This is a genomic window from Bradyrhizobium sp. BR2003, from assembly GCF_009720285.1.
Lineage (GTDB): Bacteria > Pseudomonadota > Alphaproteobacteria > Rhizobiales > Xanthobacteraceae > Bradyrhizobium > Bradyrhizobium elkanii.
This window is the reverse complement of record NZ_SMYJ01000030.1, coordinates 269075-292239: the sequence shown is the minus strand read 5'-3', so window position 1 is coordinate 292239 and position 23165 is coordinate 269075. Positions and strand designations below refer to the sequence as shown.

Below are 23165 nucleotides of genomic sequence, written 5' to 3'. Positions count from 1 at the left end.
ATCGTGGGGGGCCTATAAGGCCGCGTTTTCCATCCCCGTTCAGACCCTAAGCTCCGAAGAGACGTCGCATGGCCGGCCATTCCCAATTCAAGAACATCATGCACCGCAAGGGCCGGCAGGATGCCCAGAAGTCGAAGCTTTTCGGCAAGCTGGCCCGCGAAATCACCGTGGCGGCCAAGCTCGGCACCCCGGACCCGGCGATGAATCCGCGGCTGCGCGCCGCCGTGGTCGCGGCCCGCGCCGAGAACATGCCCAAGGACAATATCGACCGCGCCATCAAGAAGGCGGCGGGCAATGAGGGCGAGAACTACGACGAGATCCGCTACGAGGGTTATGGCCCCGGCGGCGTCGCCGTGATCGTCGAGGCGCTGACCGACAACCGCAACCGTGCCGCCTCCGACATCCGCTCCTTCTTCACCAAATCCGGCGGCAATCTCGGCGAAACCGGCTCGGTCGCCTTCATGTTCGACCGCACCGGCATCATCGAATACGACGCCAAGGTCGCCTCCGACGACGCCATGCTGGACGCCGCGATCGAGGCCGGCGCCGACGACGTGGTCTCCAGCGAGGGCGGCCATGAGGTCTACGCCTCGCAGGACACGTTCCGCGAAGTGGCCAAAGCGCTGGAGGCGAAGTTCGGCGAGCCGCGCAAGGCGGCGCTGACCTGGAAGCCGCAGAACACCGTCGCGGTCGACGACGAGACCGGCGAAAAATTGCTGAAGCTGATGGACCTGCTCAACGAGCACGACGACGTGCAGAACGTGTTCGCCAATTTCGAGGTGTCCGACGCGCTGATCGCGAAGATGGGCGGGTAGTTTGCTTTGTCGTCGCCGGGCGTGACCCGGCAATCCATCAAAACCAAAGGATCGATGGATGCGCGGTCAAGCCTGCGCATGACGATTTGCGGGATGTTGTGCTTTCCCGGGTATGAGGCTCCGTTTGTGTTTCGTTCTCCCGGCGCAGGCGGTATCACTAGCCCATGACATCCCAGCCGATTCGCTCTCCCGTCCGCATCATCGGTATCGATCCGGGTCTCCGCCGCACCGGCTGGGGGGTGATCGAAACCGAAGGCAACCGTCTGGTCTACATCGCCTGCGGTTCGGTCGAGCCGCCGGACGATCTGCCGCTGGCGAACCGGCTGCTTGCGATCCATGAGGGGCTGGCTGCTGTGCTCGCCGACCACCGACCGGTGGAGGCGGCGGTCGAGCAGACCTTTGTCAACAAGGACGGCGTGGCCACGCTGAAGCTCGGCCAGGCGCGCGGCGTCGCCATGCTGGCGCCCGCAATGTTCGGTATCTCGGTCGCCGAATACGCGCCGAACCAGGTCAAGAAGACCGTGGTCGGCGCCGGACATGCCGAGAAGAGCCAGATCCAGGTGATGCTGAAGATCCTGCTGCCGAAAGCCGAGCCGCCGTCCGCCGACGCCGCCGACGCGCTCGCGGTCGCGATCACCCACGCGCATCACCGCCAGAGCACCGCGCTGCGCCTCAGGGTCGCGAACCTATGATCGGCAAGCTGAAGGGCCTGATCGATTCCTATGGCGAGGATTACGTGATCCTCGACGTCGGCGGCGTCGGTTATCAGGTTCATTGCGCCGGTCGCACGTTGCAGGCGCTGCCGTCGCCGGGCGGGGCCGCCGTGCTCTCGATCGAGACCTATGTCCGCGAGGATCAGATCAAACTGTTCGGCTTCCGCTCGGATCATGAGCGCGAATGGTTTCGCCTGCTGCAGACCGTGCAGGGGGTCGGCGCCAAGGTCGCGCTCGCGGTGCTCGGCACGCTGCCGCCGACCGATCTCGCCAACGCCATCGCGCTGCGCGACAAGGCGGCGGTGGCGCGGACGCCCGGGGTCGGGCCGAAGGTCGCCGAGCGCATCGTCAGCGAATTGAAGGACAAGGCGCCGGGCTTTGCCGATGTCGATCCCGCGGTGGTGCACCTTTCGGGCGCGATTGACAACAACCGCGCGCCGCGTCCGGTCACCGACGCGATCTCGGCGCTGGTCAATCTCGGCTACGGCCAGCCTCAGGCCGCCGCCGCCATCGCCGCCGCCTCGCGCAGCGCCGGTGAGAAGGCCGAGACCGCGCAACTGATCCGGCTGGGCCTGAAGGAACTGTCGAAGTGACTTGTGCATTAGAGCGCCTCTCTTCTTCACCTCGCCCCGCTTGCGGGGAGGGGTCGGATCGCATCGCAGATGCGATCCGGGTGAGGGGGTACAGGTCTCAACATGCACCTTGTTCGCGGAAGCAGCCCCTCACCCCAACCCTCTCCCCGCAAGAGCGGAGCGAGGGAGAACAACCACCTCGTGTTAGTCTCGCATCATGAACACGCCCTCGCGCATGGTCTCGCCCGAACGCCGCTCCGACGATGTCGGCGACACCGCGCTGCGGCCGCAATCGCTGACGGAGTTCGTCGGCCAGGCCCAGGCGCGCAAGAATCTCTCGATCTTCATCGAGGCCGCGAAGAAGCGCGGCGAGGCGCTCGATCACGTGCTGTTCGTCGGTCCGCCCGGCCTCGGCAAGACCACGCTGGCGCAGATCGTCGCGCGCGAGCTCGGCGTCGGCTTTCGTGCCACCTCCGGGCCGGTCATTGCGAAGGCCGGCGATCTCGCGGCGCTGCTGACTAATCTCGAAGAGCGGGACGTGCTGTTCATCGACGAGATCCATCGCCTCAGCCCGGCGGTCGAGGAAGTGCTCTATCCCGCGATGGAGGACTTTCAGCTCGACCTGATCATCGGCGAAGGTCCGGCGGCGCGCTCGGTGAAAATCGAGCTGTCGAAATTCACCCTGGTCGGCGCGACGACGCGTGCGGGGCTGCTCACCAATCCGTTGCGCGACCGCTTCGGCATTCCGATCCGGCTCAATTTCTACACCGAGGCAGAGCTCGAGAAGATCGTCACCCGCGGCGCCCGCGTGCTGAACATCGGCATGAGCCCGGATGGCGCCAACGAGATCGCGCGCCGCGCCCGCGGCACGCCGCGCATTGCCGGCCGCCTGCTGCGCCGGGTGCGCGACTTTGCCTCCGCGGCGGACGCCGATTCCGTCGACCGCGGCATCGCCGACCGGGCGCTGAGCGCGCTCGAGGTCGACAGCGCCGGGCTCGATGCGATGGACCGGCGCTATCTCACCACCATCGCCCTGAACTATGGCGGCGGGCCGGTCGGCGTCGAGACCATGGCGGCGGCGCTGTCGGAGCCGCGCGATGCGATCGAGGACATCATCGAGCCCTATCTGATCCAGTGCGGCTATCTGCAGCGCACCCCGCGTGGCCGGCTCCTGACCTCGCACGCCTTTCGCCATCTCGGCCTCGCCGAGCCGAACCGCGATCCCTCGCAGTTCGGCCTGTTCGGCGGCAATGGCGACGAGGACTGACGCATGATCCGGAAGAGCGCGAAGCGGTTTTCATGCTCGAACAAAAGGCCTCCGCTCCCAAAGACGTGAATGACGTGCTGATGCGGCGCGTCGCGCTTGCCGATAACCTTGCCCGCTAACCATTGCGGCATCTCTGCAGACCGTCTGCACTAGCGCGGCCCAATTTCGCTCTAATCAAAGGGCCTATGATAGCCCCGAGTGTTTTCCACAAGCGCCAGGCATCACCGATCGCACGTCCATGATTTCACGTCGTCATTTTCTGCGCGGGTTCGGCGGGTTGACCGCCGCCACCGCTTCGACCGCGGCCTATGGCTTGAGCGAGCCGGTCGTCCGCCTCGCGCTCACGCGCTACGACCTCTCGCCGCGGCAATGGCCGGCGGACTTTCCGCTCAAGATCGCCGCACTCGCCGACATCCACGCCTGCGATCCCTGGATGTCGCTCGATCGCATCGCTGAGATCGTCGAGCGGACAAACGCCCTGAACCCCGACATCATCGTGCTGCTCGGCGACTATGTCGCGGGGCTGCGCCACGTCACCCGCTTCATTCCGGCCTCCGACTGGGCCGCGGAGCTGAAGGGCCTGAAGGCGCCGCTCGGCGTACACGCCGTGCTCGGCAACCACGACTACTGGGAAGACAAGGCGGTACAGCGCTTGGGGCGCGGCATCCCGCTCGCGCGCCGCGCGCTGGAGCGGGCCGGGATTCCGGTCTATGAGAACGACGCGGTGCGGCTCGCCAAGGACGGCCGTCCGTTCTGGCTCGCCGGTCTCGGCGACCAGCTCGCCTTCATGGCGGCGCGGCCCTATCGCCAGGTCTCGCGGATCGGCGTCGACGATCTCAACGCGACGCTTGCCAAGGTCACTGACAACGCGCCGGTGATCCTGCTCGCGCATGAGCCCGACGTCGCGCTCCGCGTGCCCTCGCGCGTCGCGTTGCAGCTGTCCGGCCACACCCATGGCGGCCAGGTCCGGCTGCTCGGCTGGTCTCCGGCGGTGCCGGTGAAGCACGGCATGCGGCTTGCCTATGGCCATATCAAGCTGAAATGCGACGTCGTGGTCTCCGGCGGCCTCGGCTGCAGCATCATGCCGGTCCGCCTCGGCGTGCCGCCCGAGATCGTGCAGGTCACGCTTGGCGCAAAGGGGCCGCTGGTGTCCTGATCACACGGGCATCGGTCTGCGATTTTCGCAATGCGGGCCGAAGCTTCGTGCATCGCGCCCGGGAACAGATTAATCTTCCTGAGGTTCCGGAGGCGTTGTGCTCGCTCAGTTCCCTGTGCCGATGCCTGTTGACGCACCCGTGGGCCTTTGACCGCGTCGGGATGCAGTTGTACCTTAGGTTGTAATCTAGGGTCGGCTGAAACGGGTGGGCGAAATGCAGAATTGGTATCCGAGCAAGCTTGTCGTTGGCGTCCACGGGACGGCAGGCACCTACGAATTCATGAAAACCGTTTTCGGCCGTGAACAGACGTTCTGTTACGCCGAATTTGGAATCTACATGGCGGATACGGCAAGAATCGTCTGCCAACTGTTTCCTGAGTGCGAACTGCACCTTTTCGATTTCAACGAGGCGGTTCAGCGCGCAGAGACAAAGCTCAGCGCTTACCCCAACAAGATCTCATATTTCGGCAACACCCAGAAGTTCAACGATTCCTACAACTGGTCTCTCATGAAGCTGATCAAGCAGCATGAGGGCGCTCCGATCTATGACTATTGCTTTCTCGACGGCGCGCATACGGTTGCTGTCGACGCCTTGAATTTCTTCTTGTGCGATCGACTGCTCAAGGTCGGCGGTTACATGGATTTCGACGACTATGAATGGCGCCTGCGGGGGTCGTCGCTCGATCCTGCGAAAATTCCGGTCATCGGCGATCAGTACACCGACGAGCAGATCGACGCCTATCAAGTCAAGATGATCGTCGATGACCTCGTCAGAAGAGATCACCGTTATCAAGAGGTCGTCAAAAACAAGGTATTCCAGAAGATCGCCTGATCGAGACCGCCGGACGATCGTGGAATTTCCCGACTGCGCTTGCGTTGGCCGGCGATTTTGCGCAATACGAACCGGAGTTTTGCGCAATCGGGGGCTGCACGTGACTTCACCCATTCTCGACGGCCAGATCCGCGACGGCCGCCACCATATGCAGGTCCGCGTCTATTACGAAGACACCGATTTTTCGGGCATCGTCTATCACGCCAATTACCTGCGCTTCATGGAGCGCGGCCGCACCAATCATCTCCGCCTGATGGGCGCCGAGCAGCAGGCGCTGTTCGATGAAGCGCAGGAGGAGACCGGCGGCTTCGCCTTTGTCGTGCGCTCGATGACGCTCGACTTCCTCAAGCCGGCGCGGATGGACGACGTGCTCGACGTCGTGACGTGGCCGATCGCGGTGAAGGGCGCCTCCATCATGCTCGCTCAGGAAGTCCGGCGCGGCGATGACGTGCTTGTGAAGGCCGAGGTCCGCGTCGCCTTCATCAGCGGCGGCCGCGCGCAGCCGATTCCGAAGGCTATTCGCGCGCTGATGAAGGCCGATCTGGCCTGACTATGGGGCGATAGCGAATGCCCCATCGACTCTGTGCCGCGCGGCGATAGATTTGCGATGCCAACAACGAGGAATCGCCGATGTCACGCCCGCCACTGCCGCCCTTTACCCGTGAGACCGCCGCGCAGAAGGCGCGCATGGCGGAGGATGCCTGGAATTCGCGCGACCCGGTTCGGGTCGCCGGCGCCTACACCGAGGACAGCCGCTGGCGCAATCGCTCCGAGGTGTTTCAGGGCCGCGATGCGATCGTGGCCTTCCTGACCCGCAAATGGGAGAAGGAGCAGGAGTATCGCCTGATCAAGGATCTCTGGGCGTTCGACGGCAATCGCATCGCGGTGCGCTTCCAGTACGAATGGCACGACGCCGCCGGCAACTGGTTTCGTTCCTACGGCAACGAGCAGTGGGAGTTCGACGAGCACGGCCTGATGCGCCGCCGCGAAGCCTCGATCAACGACATCGCGATCGCAGAGAAGGACCGCCGCTTCCATTGGCCCGCCCCGGGCCCGCGTCCGGTCGACGTCCCGGGCCTCGGGCCGGAGCCGTTCTGATCGGCCCCGTAGCCCGGATGCAGCGCAGCGAAATCCGGGGCAGCTTCTCCTGTCGCTAGCGTTCCCGGATTGCGCGGAGCCTGTCATCGGGCGCACGTTCGCGCGACCCGTTGGCTCCATCCGGGCTATGGCGCGTTTGTGCCGGCTCATCGAAAACGATTGCGGGTCTCGATGAGGGTCGGTTTATTCTGGTCCGCGTTGCAACCTCACCGCGTCTACCGGACCTTATTATATGCCAATTGAACGTCCTGCCGCCGTTGCGCTCGCAGGCCTCCTCCTCGCGACGGTCTTCATAGCCGTTCCTATCCAGCCAAGCGCAGCGAGGAATGAAATGCGCGAGGCCGATACTTGGGGGTCGATGTTCAGACATCAGCTCGAGAGGTGTTGGAGGAGACCTCCACGCGTCGGAAGCGATGCAGCGAGTATAAGGGTTGAGTTCATGATCGAGCTGACCCGAGAGGGCAAGCTCGATGGGCAACCTGTGGTGTTGCCAGGGAGCAAGCCGGCCATGTCAGGCTATGCTCAGGCTTATCAAAACAGTGCGCTGCGAGCGATCACTGAATGCCAGCCGTACGCGTTGCCGGCGGAATACTACGATCAATGGAAGAAATTCCAGCCAGTCTTCATGGACGTGCCGCCTCCTGCCACAGGAAAGGGCGAGCCTGCGGATGAGCTCTCCAACACCCGCAAGCTTTCGATTTGCCGGGGATGCTGATCTAGCAGCAAGCGGCGCATTTGCGGTAGCAACCCTTCGCCCTGACCCTCTCCCCGAACGGGGAGGTGGAGAGGAGACGGTGCCGTGAGAAGCCCTACGCGGCAGCCTTGTGCCGCGCGATCTCGGCCTTGTAGAGCTCGAACTCCTCCGCGAGCGCCTTTGCGACCGAGGGCCGGGTGCGCAGGCGTTCGTAATAGGCCTTCAGCGCCGGCCATTTTGCGAGCTCGATCGGCGGTGTCGCCATGGTCCAGTTGATGACGGTGACGAGATAGGCGTCGGCGACGCTGAAATGGTCGAGCAGGTAGTCGCGGCCCTTCAGATGGTCCTCGAGATAGTCGAGCCGCGAGGCGTATTTCTCGAGCGCGTAGCTCTTGGCTTCCGGCGGTGCCTTTTTGTCGAGCAGCGGCAGGAACAGGCCCTTGTGCAGCTCGGTGCCGATGAAGCACAGCCATTGATGCAGCTTTGAACGCTCGGCGTTCGATGCGGTGCCGATGCCGGCGCGCGGAAACTGGTCGGCGACATATTGCAGGATTGCGGCGTTCTCGGTCAGCACGATGCCGTCGTCGGTGCGCAGCGTCGGCACCAGCCCGAGCGGGTTGACCTTGTTGAAGTCGGAGCCGTCGTTGCGCACCGCCTTGGTCTTCGGGTCGACCTCGAGATAATTGGCCGGCTGGCCGGCTTCATAGAGCGCGACGCGGGTCGCCATCGAGCAGGCGAGGGGCGAGAAATAAAGGTCCATGGGTGCCTCCGGTGTCTGGCGCGGGTGTCCGGCCGTTGTTGATTTTTGTACTGTCCTGGATAATATTTGTCCGGTCAAGGAATTTAATGCGAAATGGTACAAAAAAATAAGAAGCCGCCATCTGCTGCCAAATTTGCAGCGCCCGTCGCGCCGAAGCGGCGCGGGCGGCCGCGCGCCTATGAGCCCGAAGTCGCGCTCGGCAAGGCACTCGACCTGTTCAGGCGCGACGGCTTTGCCGCGACCTCGCTCGACGATCTGAGTGCAGCGACCGGCATGAACCGGCCGAGCCTCTATGGCGCGTTCGGCGACAAGCGCGAGCTCTACATCAAGAGCTACCAGCGCTATCGCGACGACGCGCGCGCCGCGATGGTCGACATCTTCCGTGCCGACGCGCCGCTGCGCGAGCGGCTCGATCGCATCTATCGCATCGCGCTCGACATCTATCTCTCCGGCGAGTCCGGCCCGCGCGGTTGCTTCACCGTGATGACGGCCGCGTCCGAGGCGGTGTCGGATCCGGACATCCGCACCATGGTGGTCGAGGGCCTGACCGAACTCGACAAGGCGTTCGGCATCTGCTTCCGCCACGCCAAGGAGCGCGGCCAGTTGCCTGAGGGGACCGATCCGGCGTCGCTGGCGCATCTGGCCTCTGCCACCATCCACACCATCGCGATCCGCGCCCGCGCCCGCGTGCCGCGCAAGGAGCTCGAGGCGATCGTGAAGGGCGCCATCGACGTGCTATGCGGGGCGAAATAGCCGCCCAAATGTTCCTGCCGGGCAAATGTCGGGCGCTGGCTTTCCCGCCCGTCCTCCGTAAGGTCTCCCCACTCACGGAAGCGGAACATCATGGGAAAAGTCAGGACTTCAGTATTCACGGTCTCGATCGACGGATTTGGCGCGGCGCTGAATCAGAGCCTCGAACATCCGTTCGGCGTCGGCGGCCTGGCGCTGCCCGCCGCCTGGTTCTTCGAGACGCGAACCTTTCGCGCGATGATTGGCCAGGACGGCGGCTCCACCGGCCTCGACGACGAGATCGCCCGCAAGTCGATGGAGGGGATCGGCGCCTGGATCATGGGGCGCAACATGTTCGGCCCGATCCGCGGGCCGTGGCCGGATCATGCCTGGAAAGGCTGGTGGGGCAACAACCCGCCGTACCACACGCCGGTGTTCGTGCTGACCCATCACGCGCGGCCCGACATCGAGATGGAAGGCGGCACCACGTTCCGCTTCGTGACCGACGGCATGCGCGCGGCGCTCGAGCGGGCGCGCGCCGTTGCCGGCGACAAGGATATCCGCGTCGGCGGTGGGGTCTCGGTGGTGCGGCAATTTTTGCAGGCGCGCCTGCTCGACGAGTTGCAACTGGTGCTGCCGCCGGTCGTGCTCGGCGCCGGCGAGAATTTGTTCGCAGGTCTTGATCTGCCCGCCCTCGGCTATGCCGTCGTCTCGCATGTCGCGAGCCCGCACGCGACCCACGTCACCTTCGCGCGCAAGGCGTCTTAGTCAGCCGTGCATCTTGTCCGTCATTGCGAGCCACCCGGTCGGCGCGAAGCGCCGCCGGATGACAGGTTCCGCGAAGCAGCTTATGTCTCCGCATACGCGGTACGATGGATTGCGTCGTCGCTGCGCTCCTCGCAAAGACGCTCACGCGCGATTCCGCAATCGCCGGTTTCGTAGCCCGGATGGAGCGCAGCGCAATCCGGGAGCGGTTGGCCCGGCGCAAAGAACCCCGGATTTCGCTTCGCTGCATCCAGGCTGCACGCAGGTGCTAATACCCCCGCTTGCGATCGACGAGGTTTTCCAGCGTGCCGCCGGCCTCGAAACGCGCGATCTGCTGCGCGACATATTTCGAGATCTCGTCGGCGTCGGTGTCGGCGGCGTTGTGCGGCGTCAGCACCACCTTCGGGTGGCTCCAGAACGGGCTCGCCTCGGGCAGCGGCTCGGTCTCGAAGACGTCGAGCGAGGCGGCGCCCAGCGTGCCGTCATCGAGCGCGCGCAGGATGTCGGCCTCGTTCTGCAAGCCGCCGCGGCCGGCATTGATGATGACGGGCGCGCCGAGCGGGCTCTTGCGGTTCAGCTTCGCGAACGCGTCGCAGTTGAGCACATGCCGCGTATCCGGCGTCAGCGGCAGCAGGCAGACCAGGATGTTGGTCTCGCGCAGAAACGTGTCGAGCCCATCGGCGCCGTGGTAGCAGGCGATGCCGTCGATCCGCTTCTCGCTGCGGCTCCAGCCGACGACGCGAAAGCCGAGCGCGCGCAGTGCCTGCGCCGAGGCGGCGCCGAGCGTGCCGAGCCCCATGACGCCGACGGTGATCGCGCTCGCGGCCCATTGATAGTCCGGCGCCCAGCGCTTCAGCCGCTGCGACTCGCGCAAATAGAGCTCCTGGCGGTGATGCATCAGCACATGCAGCACGACATATTCGGTCATGCGGTCGGTGAGATCGGAGACCGCGACCCGCACCAGCGGCACGTCGGGCAGCGAGCGATCGGCCATCAGCGCGTCGACCCCGGCGCCGAGATTGAAGATGACGCGCAGGTTCTTGAACGCCGCGAGCTCGCCCGGCTTCGGCTTCCACACCGCGGCGTAATGCACCTCGGCGGGATCGAACGCGCCGTCCGGCAGCAGCACCACCGGGCGGTCCGAGCAGACCGCGTCGAACCGCGCCTTCCAGCGCGCCGACGACCAGTTCTCCGAGCCGCCATTGATCAGCAGCGCCAGTGCGCCCTTACCCATCCCGATACCTCCAACGTCAATGTGATTGATATCACAGAGCGGGTCCGGCCCGCTCTCAATCTCCTGCCATCAACAGGGGAGAACTTCCATGCGCAAACTGATCGTGGTGTCGGCTTTCATCCTCGCCGCCGTCGCCACGCCCCACGCCGATCAAAGCCGCGGCCTCATGCTCGCAAACGCTGATGCGCCGGCTCAGGCGCAACCGGCCGTTGCTCAAGCGCAGGGCAAAGCCCGGCCGGTCCAATCGCAGGCCCAGGCGCAACCCGTGCAGTCCCAGCGGCAGCCGGCGTCCCGTCCGGTGACGAGGAGCCACATCCGCCATCGCGAGAGCGATGAAGCCAAGGCGCGCCGGATCGCCGCCCGCTACGGCGTCTATTGGTAACCGCAGGTTTCATCGTCGCGGCGACGGCCTGACGCGCCGTCGCCGCGACAAACATCCCGTCCGTCGAAGCTCGCCATGGTGCCTCGATCAAAGTCCAACGCCGGCATCCGGAACCTAAATTTCTTTCGCGCCACCTGTCGGCAGCGGGCATAATCGTTCGTTCTTGCAATGAACGGAGATGCCTTTTCGATGCTGTACGCCATCCTCTGCTATCATGACGAAGACATGGTCGGCTCCTGGAGCAAGGAACACGACGCCTCCGTCATGCAGAAACTGTCCGTCGTGCAGGACAAGCTCGCCAAGCAGGGCAAGCTCGGCCCGGTGGCGCGACTGTTGCCGACCACTGCGGCGACCACGCTGCGCAAGGAAAATCCGCCGCTGGTGCTGGACGGCCCGTTCGCCGAAACCAAGGAACAGTTGCTCGGCTTCTATCTGGTCGAGGGCAAGAACCTCGACGAGGTGCTCGATATCGCCCGCGACCTCGGCGAGGCCAATCCCGGCGGCACCTATGAGATCCGCCCGGTCGGCTACTTCAGTCAGGGGGGTACCAAGGCGTGAGCGTGACCGACACCGCCTGGATCGATGCTGCGTTGACGTCCGCGCGTCCCCAGGCGGTCGGCGCACTGCTGCGCTATTTCCGCAATCTCGACACCGCCGAGGAAGCGTTCCAGAACGCCTGCCTGCGGGCGCTCAAGAGTTGGCCGCAGAACGGTCCGCCGCGCGATCCCGCGGCGTGGCTGATCATGGTCGGCCGCAACGTTGCGATCGACGAGGTCCGCCGCAACAAGAAGCAGCAGCCGCTGCCCGACGACGACCAGGCGATCTCCGACCTCGACGACGCCGAGGACGAGATCGCCGAGCGGCTCGACGGCTCGCACTACCGCGACGACATCCTGCGGCTGCTCTTCATCTGCTGTCACAAGGATCTGCCGGCGACGCAGCAGATCGCGCTCGCGCTGCGCATCGTCTCAGGTCTCACGGTGAAGCAGATCGCGCGCGCCTTTTTGGTCTCGGAAGCGGCGATGGAGCAGCGCATCACGCGGGCCAAGGCGCGCGTCGCCGATGCCAACGTGCCGTTCGAGACGCCGGGCGCGGTCGAGCGCAGCGAGCGGCTCGCCTCGGTCGCGGCGATGATCTACTTGATCTTCAACGAGGGCTATTCGGCGAGCGGCGACACCGCCGAAATCCGCGCGCCGCTGTGCGAGGAGGCGATTCGCCTCGCCCGCCTGCTGCTGCGGCTGTTCCAGAGCGAGCCCGAGATCATGGGGCTCACCGCGCTGCTGTTGCTGCAGCATGCCCGCGCTGAGGCGCGCTTCGACGCCGATGGCCAGGTGATCCTGCTCGACGACCAGGACCGCAGCCTGTGGAATCAGAAGCAGATCGCCGAGGGCCTCGCGCTGATCGACAAGGCGATGCGTCACCGCCGCAGCGGGCCCTATCAGGTGCAGGCGGCGATCGCAGCGCTGCACGCCCGTGCGGAAAAGCCCGAGGATACCGACTGGACCCAGATCGATCTGCTGTACGGCGCGCTCGAGGTCATGCAGCCGTCGCCGGTGATCACGCTCAACCGCGCCGTTGCAGTCTCCAAGGTGAAGGGGCCGGAAGCCGCGCTCGAGATGATCGAGCCCTTGGCGCCGCGGCTTGCCAATTACTTCCATTATTTCGGCGTGCGCGGCGCCTTCCTGATGCAGCTCGGTCGCAACGAGGAGGCCCGCATCGCCTTCGACCGCGCCATCGCGCTCGCCAACACCACCGCCGAAGCCGCCCACATCCGCATGCACATCGACCGCCTGATGCGCGACAGCCAGCCGCGCAACGCGAAGGCGAAGTAGCGCTCGCATGGTCGTGCCTCGTCCGAGTGCAAGTTGAGAAACCTCCCGTGCGGTACCCCTCTCCCGCAAGGGGAGAGGGAACCCTTCCGCCGATGCGTCCCTCACGCGAGGGCAAGAACAACGCCTGCCGATTGGGTGAGGTGAGCACGCTAGTCAGGCTCCCTCCCCCCTTGGGGGGGAGGGCTGGGGAGAGGGGTAAGCCCCGGGCGGATTGATCGATGTGTGCGTCGTTCTCGCAACTCCGGTCATGCCTGCGAAAAATCTTGTCGCGATCTGTCGGCCCCGTACTCCGCCGTTCGTCATGAAGGCAGAGAGCATCACCAAGCGATACGGAGCCTGTCATGCCGACGATCGTCGACACCGAAGTCTCAAAGCCCGCCTGCATCACCGGTCGCGTCATGAGCGGCGTGGTCGTCCTGTTCCTGCTGTTCGACGGCGCGATCAAGCTGGTGCCGCTGTCGGTCGTCACCGAGACCATGGACAGGATGGGCTTCGGCGCGAGCGATGCGCTGGCGCGCAGCCTCGGCATCATCACCATCGTCTGCACGCTGCTCTACTCGGTGCCGCCGACCTCGATCCTCGGCGCCATCCTGCTCACCGGCTATCTCGGCGGCGCGATCGCATCGCATGTGCGGATCGGCAGCCCGCTGTTCACCCACACGCTGTTCGGGCTCTATCTCGGGCTGATGCTGTGGGGCGGGCTCTATCTGCGCGACGGCAATCTGCGCGCAATGCTTCCGTTTCGCCGGTGAGGTATTGTTCAATCCATTCTTGTGGAGACCGTCATGTTGGAGACCATTGCCGTCATCGCGATTGTCCTCGTCGTCGCGATTGCCGTCATCCTTGTCCTCGCGGCGACCAAGCCGGGCACGTTCCGCGTCACGCGTGCGACCAGCATCAACGCGCCGGCCGAGCGGATCTTTCCATTGATCGACGATTTCCATCAGTGGACGGCCTGGTCGCCCTACGAGAACCGGGATCCGGCCATGAAGCGGATCTATGGCGGCGCCGGGCGCGGCCAGGGTGCGGTCTATGCCTGGGACGGCAACAAGAATGTCGGCGCCGGCCGCATGGAGATCCTGCAATCCTCCGCGCCGTCGAAGGTCGTCATCAAGCTCGACTTCATCAAGCCGTTCGAGGGTCACAACACCGCCGAGTTCACAATGCTGCCGCAGGGAGATGCGACCAGCGTCACATGGACCATGTATGGTCCGGCCGTCTTCATGTCGAAGGTGATGCAGGTGTTCATGAACCTGGATCACATGATCGGCAAGGATTTCGAGGCCGGTCTCGCCAATCTGAAGAAGCTGACGGAAAAATAGCGCGTTTTCGCGCGAAGTGGTTTAACGGATCGCGCCGAGAAAACGTGTCAAGATAACAATCCAGAGCCCTCGCTCCGATACCACCGGGACGAGGCTCGAATGACCCAAGGGAGCATGCGATGCAGGTCAACCCCTATCTCTCCTACGACGGAAATTGCGGCGCCGCGCTGAACTTCTACCAGAAGGTTCTCGGTGCGCGAATCGAGGAAACCTTCCCCTACGGCGAGGGCAGTGCGGAGATGCAGACGCCGCCCGGCTGGAAAGACAAGATCATGCACGCCCGTCTCGCGATCGACGGCGAGATCATCATGGCCTCCGACGCCCCGCCCGGCCACTTTCAGAAGCCGCAGGGTTTTCACGTCGCGCTGCAGGTCGAGGATCCCACGGAGGCCGAACGCCGCTTCAAGGCGTTGTCCGAAGGCGGCACGGTGACGATGCCGTTCGGCAAGACCTTTTTCTCCAACGGCTTCGGCATGTGCGTCGATCAGTTCGGCATCCCCTGGATGGTGAACTGTCCGCAGGGGATGTAGGTTGGCGGCCTATTCCGCCGAACTCATTCCCTACCCGTCATGCTGAGGAGGCCGCGTAGCGGCGGTCGCGAAGCACGACGGCCCGGCTGGTGGCCGTTGATCCTTCGAGGCTCGCCCAGCGGCGCAAATGCGCCGCAAGACTCGCACCGCGGAATGACGGGATGGGAGCCGTAGTCCGGATGGAGCGCAGCGAAATCCGGGGCACCCAATCCGCGCAAGGAGTCCCCCGGATTGCGCTTCGCATCATCCGGGCTACGACACTCTACAGACTGCAAATCTCACCTGCACCGCGGATAGATCGCCGCGAGCTCGCGGCCGCGCAGCAGCAGCAGGCGCGAGGTCAGGCCGCCGCGGCGGACGATCCAGCCGCGCACCGGTGCCGGATAGGCTTGCAACACCGCCACGGACGCTTCCGGCTCTGCATAGGTGCGGCCGCGCTGGTCGATCGAGCGTGCGGCGTGGAAGCCGAGCACGGCGCGCCGCGTCACGCAGATGCGGTCGCCCGGCACCATCGACAGCACCAGGGTGCAGGCCGACAGGCAGGGCCCGTCGATCACGACGCGCTCGCCCGATTCGCGCACCTTGTCGAACAGTTCGATGAACGGGCCGACCTGCCCGCCGGGGCTGGCGAGGATACGAACATCGGCCTCGGCGCTGGAGATATTGGCGCAAAGCGCCGCCGCCAATCCCAAGATCGTCCAAATCGCCCCGATGCGCATGCGGCGGTTCCTTCGGTTGATGGCGTCCCGGTATGTGCCAAACGCTAGTTAGGCTAGCGCATGCGGCGACAGTTTGTCAGTCCGCGCCGGAGACGCCGGCCTCGGCAAAGGTCGCCATGCCGCCATGACAGGCGAGTGCCGCGCGCAACAAAAGGATCGCGACCCCCGCGCCGGAGCCTTCGCCGAGCCGCATGTTAAGATCGAGCAAGGGGGCGAGTTCGAGCTCGCGCAGCAATTCGCGGTGGCCGAGCTCGGCCGACACATGTCCGGCGCGGCAATGCGCGAGGCTGTTGGGTTGAAGGCGCGCCAGCGGCAGCACCGCTGCGGTCGCCACGAAGCCGTCGAGCAGCACCGGAATGCAGCGTGCGCGCGCCGCCAGCACAGCGCCCGCGATCGCCGCGAGCTCGCGTCCGCCGAGCGACGTCGCGGTGACGAGCGGATCGTCGATCACGCCGCGATGCAGCTTGAGCGCCGCATCGATCGTCGTGCGCTTGCGTATAAGGCCGGCATCGTCGACGCCGGTGCCGCGGCCGGCCCAGCGTACGCCGCGCCCGCCCATCAAGGCCGCGCACAGCGTCGCGGCGACCGTGGTGTTGGCGATGCCCATCTCGCCGACCACGAGCAAATCGCATTGCTCGGGCACCGCGCGCCAGCCGGTATCGAGCGCGACGAGGAAATCGGCGGCGTCCATCGCCGGCCCGGTCGTGAAATCGCGGGTCGGGCGCGCCAGCTCGAGCGGCTCGACGCGCAGCTCCGCACCGGCAAGCTTGGCGATCTGGTTGATCGCAGCGCCGCCGGCGGCGAAGTTCGCCACCATCTGCGCGGTGACCTCGGAGGGATAGGCTGAAACGCCGCGCTCGGCGATGCCGTGATTGCCGGCGAACACGGCGATCGTGACGTGGTCGAGCCGGGGCATCTCGCGCCGCTGCCAGCGCGCCAGCCAGATCGCAACCTCCTCCAGGCGGCCGAGGCTGCCCGGCGGCTTGGTCAGGTTCTGCTGGCGCTGCGCGGCGGCCGCGGCACTGGCCGCGTCGCCCTGCGGCAGGTCGCGACAAAAGCCGCGGATGTCGTCTAGAGTACTGAACTGCATGCGATTCCCTCGTCGAGCGGGCCGCAAGCTAGTGCATGATCCGGAAAAGTGTGAAGCGGTTTTCCCTCGCGACAAATGCGTAGCATTTGCGCGGAGATCATGCCCTAACAAGAAGCCAAAGCGCGATGAGATCGAGCCCGATCCCGTCGCGCTTTAGCCCAATTTCCAGGCCTTCACCATGAATCAATGGCTCGACGATCTCCGGACCGCGACCGCCTTCCTGACCCGCCTGCCGATGCCGCATCCGGACGGCGCGCGGACGGAGAGCTTTGCCCGGGCGCAGCGGCTGTTTCCCCTGGTCGGGGCCGCCATCGGGGCGGCGATCGGCCTGTTTTGCCTGCTGCTGCGGGCGATCGGTGTGCCGGATCTCGCCGCCGCCGCGCTCGCGCTCGGCGGCAGCGCGCTGCTCACCGGCGCGCTGCATGAGGACGGGCTCGCCGATGTCGCCGACGGGTTCGGTGGCGGCCGCGATATCGCGGCCAAGCTCGAGATCATGCGCGACAGCCGGCTCGGCACCTATGGCGCGCTGGCGCTGGTGGTGAGCTTTGCCGCCAAGCTTGGGGCTCTCGCGACAATTCCGAGTGGTCTTGTGGTGCAGAGCCTGATATCTGCGCACGCGCTGGGCCGCGGCGTGCTGCCATGGATCGCGATCAGCCTGCCCTATGCGCGCAAGGATGGGCTCGCCGCCAATGCCGGAAAGCCCGATGGTGCGATCGCGGCGGTCGCGGCCGGCCTGGCGCTGCTGATCGCAGTCCTCGCCTTGCCGTTCGGCAGCGCGCTGCTTGCGGCGATTGCGGCCGGTGCGAGCGCACTGATCATGGCGCTCGTGGCAAAGCGGCAGATCGGCGGCCAGACCGGCGACGTGCTGGGCGGCGCCGAACAGGTCGCGGAAACCGCGATCCTGGTGCTGCTCGCGGCGCGGTTGGGTTAGAGCGAGCGCTTTCGAGCGAAGTGGATACCGGTTCGGGTGAAGAAAACGCGTCAAAATGAAAGCGTGAGCGGAACATGGATCGCGAAACGCGTCTCTGGCTAATCCGTCATGCGCCGGTGGACGATCCGCGCAGCGTGATCCACGCGCCGGATGCGCCCGCCGACCTCAGCGATGCCGCGGCATTCGCGTCGTTGCAGGTGAGGCTGCCGGCTCACGCTCGCGCGGTCTGCAGTCCGGCGCGGCGCACCCGCGAGACCGCAGCAAAGCTTGGCCTGACGGCAGCGGAGGACGACGCCTTTCGCGAGCAGGATTTTGGCGATTGGACCGGCCGGCGCCACAGCGAGATCGAAGCCGAACTCGGCGCAGCCTATCGCGCATTCTGGCAATCGCCGGGCAACAACCGGCCGCCGGGCGGCGAAAGCTTTGCCGATCAGATCGCTCGGGCGCGGGCAGGGCTCGCGCGTCTGCCGGTCGGCGACGTCGTGCTGGTGGTGCATTCCGGCACTATCCGCGCGATCCTTGCCATCGCCCTCGAGCTTGCGCCGGAGCTCGCGCTGCGCTTCGTCATCGATCCGCTGTCGCTGACGCGGATCGACCGGCTGCCGAATGCCTGGCGCGTGGTCGCGGTGAACGGGCGGTAGACTTGTTTCGCCGAGTTTGAACCCGTCACCCTCTCAGGGTGACGGTGAAGGAGCAAGGCGGCTTCTGCAAAAATGCTCTACCCATTCCGCCGCGCGCCGCGCAGGGTCGGCAGGCCGATGCCGGCGGCGTCGAAGCCGCCGTCGACGGCGAGGATCTGTCCGGTGATGTAGCTGGCGCGATCCGAGCACAGGAAGAAGATCGCTTCCGCCAGCTCTTCCTCCAGCCCATAGCGGTTGAGCGGGATGGCGTCGTGATAGTCGGCGCGGATCTCCGGCGTGTGGACGGCCTTGGCCATCGCGGTGTCGACCGGGCCGGGCGCGACGCCGTTGACGCGGACGCCGAGCGAGGCGAGCTCGACCGCGAGCTGCTTGGTCAGATGCGCAAGCCCGGCCTTGCTGGTGCCGTAGGCCGAGCGCAGCGTCGAGGCACGCACCGCCGAGATCGAGGTGATGTTGACGATCGCACCGCCGCCATGCTCGCGCATCAGGGGCGCGGCCGCCTTGGTGCACAGGAACGGCCCGGTCAGGTTGACCGCCATGATCCGGCTCCAGTCGGCGTCCGAGGTCTCCAGCACCGGCGTGAACACGGCAATGCCGGCATTGTTGACCAGCGCGTCGAGCCGGCCGAACCGGTCCGTGATCGCAGAGATCGCGGCCGCTACACCAGCGGCGTCCGATACGTCGCAGGTGAGTGCCAGCGTGTCGTCGGGCTGCTTCAGCGCCGCAACCACCGCGTGCAGCAATTCGCCCTCGATATCGAGCAGCGCGACGCGCCAACCGTCGGCGAGAAAGCGTTTCGCCGCGGCAAGCCCGATGCCGCGCGCGGCGCCGGTCACGAGTGCGACTTTGGGGGAAGCGGAATTCATCGGATGGTCCGTCGGTTCGGGCAGGAAGTCCCGACCGTCTGCGACCTTTGTCTTGCGGTGTCAACCGCTGATGTGCGGCTTGCCCTCTCACCGTCATCCCGAGGTGCGAGCGGAGCGAGACCCCCGGGCCACTTGCCGCGTCGTGAAGAGCACGGGGCGCGTCTCGAAGGATGCACGGCCCCCAGCCCGGGCCGCCCATCCTTCGAGGATCGCACCGTGGCTTACGCTGCGAGTTCGGCAGAGGCGCGCTGCATGTTGGTGGACATGTCCTGCGTCACGATGCTCTGCTCCTCGACCGCGGCGGCGGTTGAGGTGATGTATTCGTTGACGCCGGCGATCGCCGCTTTGATTTCGGACAGCGAGCTCACCACTTCGGCGGCGATCGAGTTCAGCGCGTCGATTTCAGAGGAGATCGTGTCGGTCGCCTGCTTGGCCTGATTGGCGAGGCTCTTCACCTCGGAGGCGACCACCGCGAAGCCGCGGCCGGCTTCGCCGGCGCGCGCCGACTCGATCGTGGCGTTGAGCGCCAGCAGGTTGATCTGTCCGGTGATGCTCGAGATCATCTCGACGATGCCGCTCATCGCTTGAGCTGCGGCATTGAGCTTCTGCGCCTGCCCGTCCGCAGCCTCGACCCGGCCGGTGGCGACCGCGGCGTTCTGCTTCGACTTGGTCATGGTTTCCGAGATCTCTCGGATCGAGGCGCTCATCTCCTCGCTGCCGGCGGCGACCGCCTCGATCAGGCCGCGCGCGCTGTCGGCCTTCTTGCGGCCGATCGCCTGCGCGGTGATGTCGGTGGCGTACTTCACCACCTTGTAGGGCTTGCCGTTGAGATCGAGGATCGGGTTGTAGGAGGCCTGGATCCAGATCTCGCGGCCGCCCTTGGCGATGCGCTTGTATTCGGCGGCCTGGAATTCGCCGCGGTTCAGCGCCCCCCAGAACTCGCGGTAGCCGGCCGCGCCCGCTTCGGCGGGCTCGACGAACATGCTGTGATGCTTGCCCTGGATTTCGGCAAGCGAATAGCCCATCGCGGCGAGGAAGTTCGGGTTCGCGGTGCGGATCGTGCCGTCCATGTTGAACTCGATCACCGCCTGCGACTTGCCGATCGCATCGATCTGGCCGTCATTGTCGGCGGTTTTCACCTTCTGCTGCGTGATGTCGGTGGCGAACTTGACGATCTTGAACGGCTTGCCGCGGTCGTCGAGGATCGGGTTGTAAGTGGCGAGGATCCAGATTTCCTTGCCGCCCTTGCCGAGCCGCTTGAATTCGCCTGCCTCGAACGCGCCCCGGTTCAGCCGTGCCCAGAAGTCGCGATAGGCCACGCTGTCGCGGTCGGCCGGCGGCACGAACATGCTGTGGTGCTTGCCCTGGATCTCGGCGAGCGAATAGCCCAGCGCGCTTAGAAAATTCTCGTTGGCATTGACGATGGTGCCGTCCATGTTGAACTCGATCACCGCCTGCGCCCGGCCGATCGCGGCGATCTTGCCGGCATCCTCCATGCTGTGGATCTTCTGCGCGGTGATGTCGGTGGCGAACTTGATCACGCCGACCGGCTTGCCACCCTTGTCCAGGATCGGGTTGTAGGAGGCCTGGATCCAGATCTCGCGGCCGCCCTTGGCGATGCGCCTGTATTGCGCGGCCTGGAATTCGCCGCGGTTCAGGTTGGCCCAGAACGCGCGATAGTCCTGGCTGTCGCGAATGGCCGGATCGACGAACATGCTGTGGTGCTTGCCCTTGATCTCGTCGAGCGTGTAGCCCATCGCATTGAGGAAGTTCTCGTTGGCGTCGACGATGGTGCCGTCGAGCTTGAACTCGATCACCGCCTGCGACTTGCAGATCGCGGCAGTCTGTGCCAGCGCATTCTCGATCTTGGCCTTGTTGCTGAAACTGAACATCAGGGCTCCGTGAAGGTCCAAATGAAAGGGATGGGGAAAAGTGGATCGCGGCAACTCACGGAAAGGTTGCAGCGAGCCGTTTAGCATCGGTAAAGCTTGTTGCTCGCGCGCGCCTGGCACGAACTGCATAATGCGTCGATGCGCCCGCGCATCTATTTCAACTTGCGGCGTATTTTTTCAGTATGCACGTTATCATCCGTAGTCCGCATGCGATGTTCACCGTAATCTTACGGGCGAAAATCGAGGGCGACTTTGGTCTGATGCGGATGATCGCATCGCGTCCACTTCAGCAACGCTGATAGGCTCATTACGAAGTCTGATATCGCTGGCCGCTTCACCGATCGATCCCGCCCCTTTGATTCGTCTCCTCGATGAAGGCGCGTCACCTTCGATGCTTAAGCATCCGCTCACCGCGGTTGCAAAATAATCGTGGCACGAGATGTCGGGCGGGGCGTCTGCGCTTCGTCCTCCGTGCACTGGTTCCCATGATGGAGTTCCGATGTCGCTTACCCTGTATTACCACCCGCTGTCCTCGTTCTGCTGGAAGGCGCTGATTGCGCTCTACGAGAACGGCGCGCCTTTCAAGCCGAACATGGTCAATCTCGGCGATCCCGCCGAGCGCGCGGCGGTGCTCGCGCTGTCGCCGATCGGCCGCTTTCCCGTGCTCCGCGACGAGACGCGGGGTGAGACGGTGCCGGAATCGAGCATCGTCATCGAATATCTCGACCGGCACTATCCCGGTGCCGTCAGGCTGATCCCCGAGGATCCCGACTTCGCGCTCCAGACCCGGCTGCGCGACCGCTTCCTCGATCTCTATGTCCACCTGCCGATGCAGAAGGTCGTCGGCGACCGGTTGCGGCCTGCGGACAGCAAGGATCCGCATGGCGTCGCCGAGGCGCGGGCGCAGCTCCGCACCTCCTATGCGATCCTGGATCAGCAACTAATCCTGAATCAGCAACGCGCGCATGGCGGCTGGATGATGGGCGAGCATTTCTCGTTGGCCGATTGCGCGGCCGCGCCGACGATGTTCTACGGCAACAAGGTCGAGCCGTTCGCAGAAGACCATCGGCATCTGGCCGCCTATCTCGAGCGGCTGATGGCGCGACCGTCCTTCGCGCGCGTCCTGAGGGAGGCCGAGCCCTATTTCGGCATGTTCCCGCAGGAAACCTGAAGCAAGCCGGCCTCCGATCCGGTTCCAAAAAAATTGTGGCGTGATGTCGCTTTTGCGCCGTCCCGTTCGTCATCTCCTTGAGGCCCGGGTTCCCGGAGCGCTGGTCGCTCCGGAGGCCCGGCGATACGTATGGGAGACGACATGGCTGCAACTGGCCACAGGGCGGAGATCATCCGCTCCCTCTTCGCCGCATATCTCGCCAATGACCGCGCGAGCGTCGAGGCGGCGTTCGCGGAGGATTTCCGCTTCTCGACGCCCTATGGCGAGAACATCGACAAGCCGACCTATTTCGCGGAGTGCTGGCGCGACTCCGGCTGGATCGGCCGCCACGAGATCGAGCGCATCATGGTCGACGGCCTCGAGGCCTTCGTCACTTATCGCTGCGTCGCGCGCGACGGCAAGAGCTTTCGCAACACCGAGTTCTTCGTGTTCGACGGCGACAAGGTATCGCGCATCGACGTTTATTTCGGCCCGTCGCACCAGGACGGCGAGCTCATCAGGCAGGAGCGCTGAGGGGTGTGGCACGCGATCCAATGACCTCCGGAATAATTTCGCCTGGCCTGTCGGCGTGGCAAGCCCCGCGTCGTCCTTGAGACGAGCACCGGAGATACCGGCAAGGCAGCTGAGCAAACAACGGAGCAGGATGATGAAGTTCATGGTGATCGTGAAGGCGAGCAGGGATACCGAGGCCGGCGTGACGCCGAGCACCGAACTGCTCGCCGCGATGAGCAAGTTCAACGAGGAGATGGTCAAGGCCGGCGTGATGCAGGCCGGCGAGGGCCTGCACCCGACCAGCAAGGGCGCCCGGGTCAAATATGCCGGCGGGCAGAGCACCGTGTCGCGCGGCCCGTTCAGCCTGACCGGCGATCTCGTCTGCGGCTTCTGGCTGATCGAGACCAAGTCGCTCGATGAAGCGATCGACTGGATGAAGCGCGCGCCGTTCGACGGCGGCTCCGAGATCGAGATCCGCCAGGTGTTTGCCGCGGAGGATTTCGGCGAGGCGCTGACGCCCGAGCTGCGCGAGCGGGGAGAGCGCCTGCGCGCGCAGGTGGGCAGGAAATGACACCCGACGTCATTCCGCGATATCGCGCCGGCGATGCGCCCGGGATACATGATCACCGTCGCAAGTCGTGGATTCCGGGCCGGCGCCGTGT

28 protein-coding genes are annotated in these 23165 nt (G+C 65.2%); 22 read left to right on the top strand and 6 right to left on the bottom strand.

All coding sequences use genetic code 11. From position 1 onward, the window contains the following. Window positions 1–68: 68 nt before the first annotated feature. The 9 genes from E2I15_RS25770 to tolA all read left to right on the top strand — a co-directional run bounded on the left by E2I15_RS25770 (window position 69) and on the right by tolA (window position 7168). The gene (locus tag E2I15_RS25770) at window positions 69–815 is read left to right on the top strand and encodes a YebC/PmpR family DNA-binding transcriptional regulator (RefSeq protein ID WP_016842553.1); all 747 of its coding nucleotides are present in this window, start codon (window positions 69–71) and stop codon (window positions 813–815) included. A gap of 164 nt (window positions 816–979) precedes the next feature. Then, a complete protein-coding gene (gene ruvC / locus E2I15_RS25765; protein WP_137476859.1) occupies window positions 980–1507 on the top strand; it encodes a crossover junction endodeoxyribonuclease RuvC in 528 nt (175 codons plus the stop codon). Further along, on the top strand, window positions 1504–2121 hold the full coding sequence (ruvA, locus tag E2I15_RS25760) for a Holliday junction branch migration protein RuvA (protein ID WP_018269684.1): 618 nt from the start codon (window positions 1504–1506) through the stop codon (window positions 2119–2121). Before ruvC ends, ruvA begins: the two co-directional genes overlap by 4 nt. 196 nt (window positions 2122–2317) lie before the next feature. Then, window positions 2318–3367, top strand: a complete 1050-nt coding sequence (gene ruvB / locus E2I15_RS25755; protein ID WP_137476860.1) for a Holliday junction branch migration DNA helicase RuvB — start codon at window positions 2318–2320, stop codon at window positions 3365–3367. 238 nt (window positions 3368–3605) lie between these two features. Continuing rightward, window positions 3606–4523, top strand: coding sequence for a metallophosphoesterase (locus E2I15_RS25750; RefSeq protein ID WP_137476861.1), 918 nt, complete (start codon window positions 3606–3608; stop codon window positions 4521–4523). A 214-nt stretch (window positions 4524–4737) separates the two neighbouring features. Continuing rightward, on the top strand, window positions 4738–5355 hold the full coding sequence (locus tag E2I15_RS25745; protein ID WP_137476862.1) for a class I SAM-dependent methyltransferase: 618 nt from the start codon (window positions 4738–4740) through the stop codon (window positions 5353–5355). Window positions 5356–5455: 100 nt separating this feature from the next. Next, entirely contained in the window at window positions 5456–5905 is a 450-nt protein-coding gene (gene ybgC, locus E2I15_RS25740; protein WP_028332822.1) for a tol-pal system-associated acyl-CoA thioesterase, read from the top strand. An 80-nt stretch (window positions 5906–5985) separates the two neighbouring features. Beyond that, window positions 5986–6453: a nuclear transport factor 2 family protein gene (locus tag E2I15_RS25735; protein ID WP_137476863.1), complete on the top strand. Its 468-nt coding sequence runs from the start codon at window positions 5986–5988 to the stop codon at window positions 6451–6453. A 232-nt stretch (window positions 6454–6685) separates the two neighbouring features. After that, window positions 6686–7168: a cell envelope integrity protein TolA gene (gene tolA, locus E2I15_RS39880; RefSeq protein ID WP_502707190.1), complete on the top strand. Its 483-nt coding sequence runs from the start codon at window positions 6686–6688 to the stop codon at window positions 7166–7168. Between the two features lie 94 nt (window positions 7169–7262). Here the strand turns inward: tolA and E2I15_RS25725 are convergent, their stop codons facing one another. Continuing rightward, complete coding sequence (locus E2I15_RS25725) at window positions 7263–7907, bottom strand: glutathione binding-like protein (protein ID WP_137476865.1); 645 nt, start codon at window positions 7905–7907, stop codon at window positions 7263–7265. A gap of 93 nt (window positions 7908–8000) precedes the next feature. Here E2I15_RS25725 and E2I15_RS25720 point away from each other — a divergent pair, with 93 nt between their 5' ends. Further along, the gene (locus E2I15_RS25720) at window positions 8001–8660 is read left to right on the top strand and encodes a TetR/AcrR family transcriptional regulator (RefSeq protein WP_137476866.1); all 660 of its coding nucleotides are present in this window, start codon (window positions 8001–8003) and stop codon (window positions 8658–8660) included. 90 nt (window positions 8661–8750) lie between these two features. Further along, window positions 8751–9404, top strand: a complete 654-nt coding sequence (locus E2I15_RS25715; RefSeq protein ID WP_137476867.1) for a dihydrofolate reductase family protein — start codon at window positions 8751–8753, stop codon at window positions 9402–9404. Between the two features lie 265 nt (window positions 9405–9669). Here the strand turns inward: E2I15_RS25715 and E2I15_RS25710 are convergent, their stop codons facing one another. Next, window positions 9670–10635 (bottom strand): 2-hydroxyacid dehydrogenase, encoded by a 966-nt coding sequence (locus tag E2I15_RS25710; RefSeq protein ID WP_137476868.1) that lies wholly within the window; start codon window positions 10633–10635, stop codon window positions 9670–9672. A gap of 88 nt (window positions 10636–10723) precedes the next feature. Here E2I15_RS25710 and E2I15_RS25705 point away from each other — a divergent pair, with 88 nt between their 5' ends. The 6 genes from E2I15_RS25705 (at window position 10724) to E2I15_RS25680 (ending at window position 14701) form a co-directional block, all read left to right on the top strand. Then, complete coding sequence (locus E2I15_RS25705) at window positions 10724–11017, top strand: hypothetical protein (protein ID WP_137476869.1); 294 nt, start codon at window positions 10724–10726, stop codon at window positions 11015–11017. Between the two features lie 189 nt (window positions 11018–11206). Next, complete coding sequence (locus E2I15_RS25700) at window positions 11207–11575, top strand: YciI family protein (RefSeq protein WP_137476870.1); 369 nt, start codon at window positions 11207–11209, stop codon at window positions 11573–11575. Continuing rightward, window positions 11572–12849: an RNA polymerase sigma factor gene (locus E2I15_RS25695; RefSeq protein ID WP_137476871.1), complete on the top strand. Its 1278-nt coding sequence runs from the start codon at window positions 11572–11574 to the stop codon at window positions 12847–12849. Before E2I15_RS25700 ends, E2I15_RS25695 begins: the two co-directional genes overlap by 4 nt. 341 nt (window positions 12850–13190) lie before the next feature. Then, entirely contained in the window at window positions 13191–13601 is a 411-nt protein-coding gene (locus E2I15_RS25690) for a DoxX family protein (RefSeq protein WP_137476872.1), read from the top strand. Window positions 13602–13634: 33 nt separating this feature from the next. Further along, the gene (locus E2I15_RS25685) at window positions 13635–14171 is read left to right on the top strand and encodes an SRPBCC family protein (protein WP_155262563.1); all 537 of its coding nucleotides are present in this window, start codon (window positions 13635–13637) and stop codon (window positions 14169–14171) included. A gap of 119 nt (window positions 14172–14290) precedes the next feature. Beyond that, on the top strand, window positions 14291–14701 hold the full coding sequence (locus E2I15_RS25680; protein WP_137476874.1) for a VOC family protein: 411 nt from the start codon (window positions 14291–14293) through the stop codon (window positions 14699–14701). A gap of 278 nt (window positions 14702–14979) precedes the next feature. On the opposite strand, the gene E2I15_RS25675 is transcribed toward E2I15_RS25680, so the two are convergent. Both E2I15_RS25675 and cobT read right to left on the bottom strand, forming a co-directional pair. Beyond that, a complete protein-coding gene (locus E2I15_RS25675) occupies window positions 14980–15420 on the bottom strand; it encodes a hypothetical protein (RefSeq protein WP_137476875.1) in 441 nt (146 codons plus the stop codon). A 76-nt stretch (window positions 15421–15496) separates the two neighbouring features. Beyond that, window positions 15497–16510 carry a nicotinate-nucleotide--dimethylbenzimidazole phosphoribosyltransferase gene (cobT, locus tag E2I15_RS25670; RefSeq protein ID WP_137476876.1) on the bottom strand — a complete coding sequence of 338 codons (1014 nt, stop codon included), beginning with the start codon at window positions 16508–16510 and terminating at the stop codon, window positions 15497–15499. Between the two features lie 178 nt (window positions 16511–16688). On the opposite strand from cobT, the gene cobS reads away from it, so the two are divergent. Both cobS and E2I15_RS25660 read left to right on the top strand, forming a co-directional pair. Beyond that, window positions 16689–17441 carry an adenosylcobinamide-GDP ribazoletransferase gene (gene cobS, locus E2I15_RS25665; RefSeq protein WP_137476877.1) on the top strand — a complete coding sequence of 251 codons (753 nt, stop codon included), beginning with the start codon at window positions 16689–16691 and terminating at the stop codon, window positions 17439–17441. A 74-nt stretch (window positions 17442–17515) separates the two neighbouring features. Next, complete coding sequence (locus tag E2I15_RS25660; RefSeq protein ID WP_137476878.1) at window positions 17516–18082, top strand: histidine phosphatase family protein; 567 nt, start codon at window positions 17516–17518, stop codon at window positions 18080–18082. Between the two features lie 77 nt (window positions 18083–18159). Here E2I15_RS25660 and E2I15_RS25655 read toward each other — a convergent pair whose 3' ends face one another. Together E2I15_RS25655 and E2I15_RS25650 are read right to left on the bottom strand one after the other, a co-directional pair. Then, the gene (locus E2I15_RS25655; protein ID WP_137476879.1) at window positions 18160–18948 is read right to left on the bottom strand and encodes an SDR family NAD(P)-dependent oxidoreductase; all 789 of its coding nucleotides are present in this window, start codon (window positions 18946–18948) and stop codon (window positions 18160–18162) included. Window positions 18949–19169: 221 nt separating this feature from the next. After that, window positions 19170–20840, bottom strand: a complete 1671-nt coding sequence (locus E2I15_RS25650; RefSeq protein WP_137476880.1) for a methyl-accepting chemotaxis protein — start codon at window positions 20838–20840, stop codon at window positions 19170–19172. Window positions 20841–21339: 499 nt separating this feature from the next. On the opposite strand from E2I15_RS25650, the gene E2I15_RS25645 reads away from it, so the two are divergent. The 3 genes from E2I15_RS25645 (at window position 21340) to E2I15_RS25635 (ending at window position 23074) form a co-directional block, all read left to right on the top strand. Continuing rightward, a complete protein-coding gene (locus tag E2I15_RS25645) occupies window positions 21340–22011 on the top strand; it encodes a glutathione S-transferase family protein (protein WP_137476881.1) in 672 nt (223 codons plus the stop codon). 141 nt (window positions 22012–22152) lie between these two features. Next, window positions 22153–22524 carry a nuclear transport factor 2 family protein gene (locus E2I15_RS25640; protein ID WP_137476882.1) on the top strand — a complete coding sequence of 124 codons (372 nt, stop codon included), beginning with the start codon at window positions 22153–22155 and terminating at the stop codon, window positions 22522–22524. Between the two features lie 133 nt (window positions 22525–22657). Beyond that, window positions 22658–23074 carry a YciI family protein gene (locus E2I15_RS25635; protein WP_137476883.1) on the top strand — a complete coding sequence of 139 codons (417 nt, stop codon included), beginning with the start codon at window positions 22658–22660 and terminating at the stop codon, window positions 23072–23074. The last annotated feature ends 91 nt before the right edge of the window (window positions 23075–23165 follow it).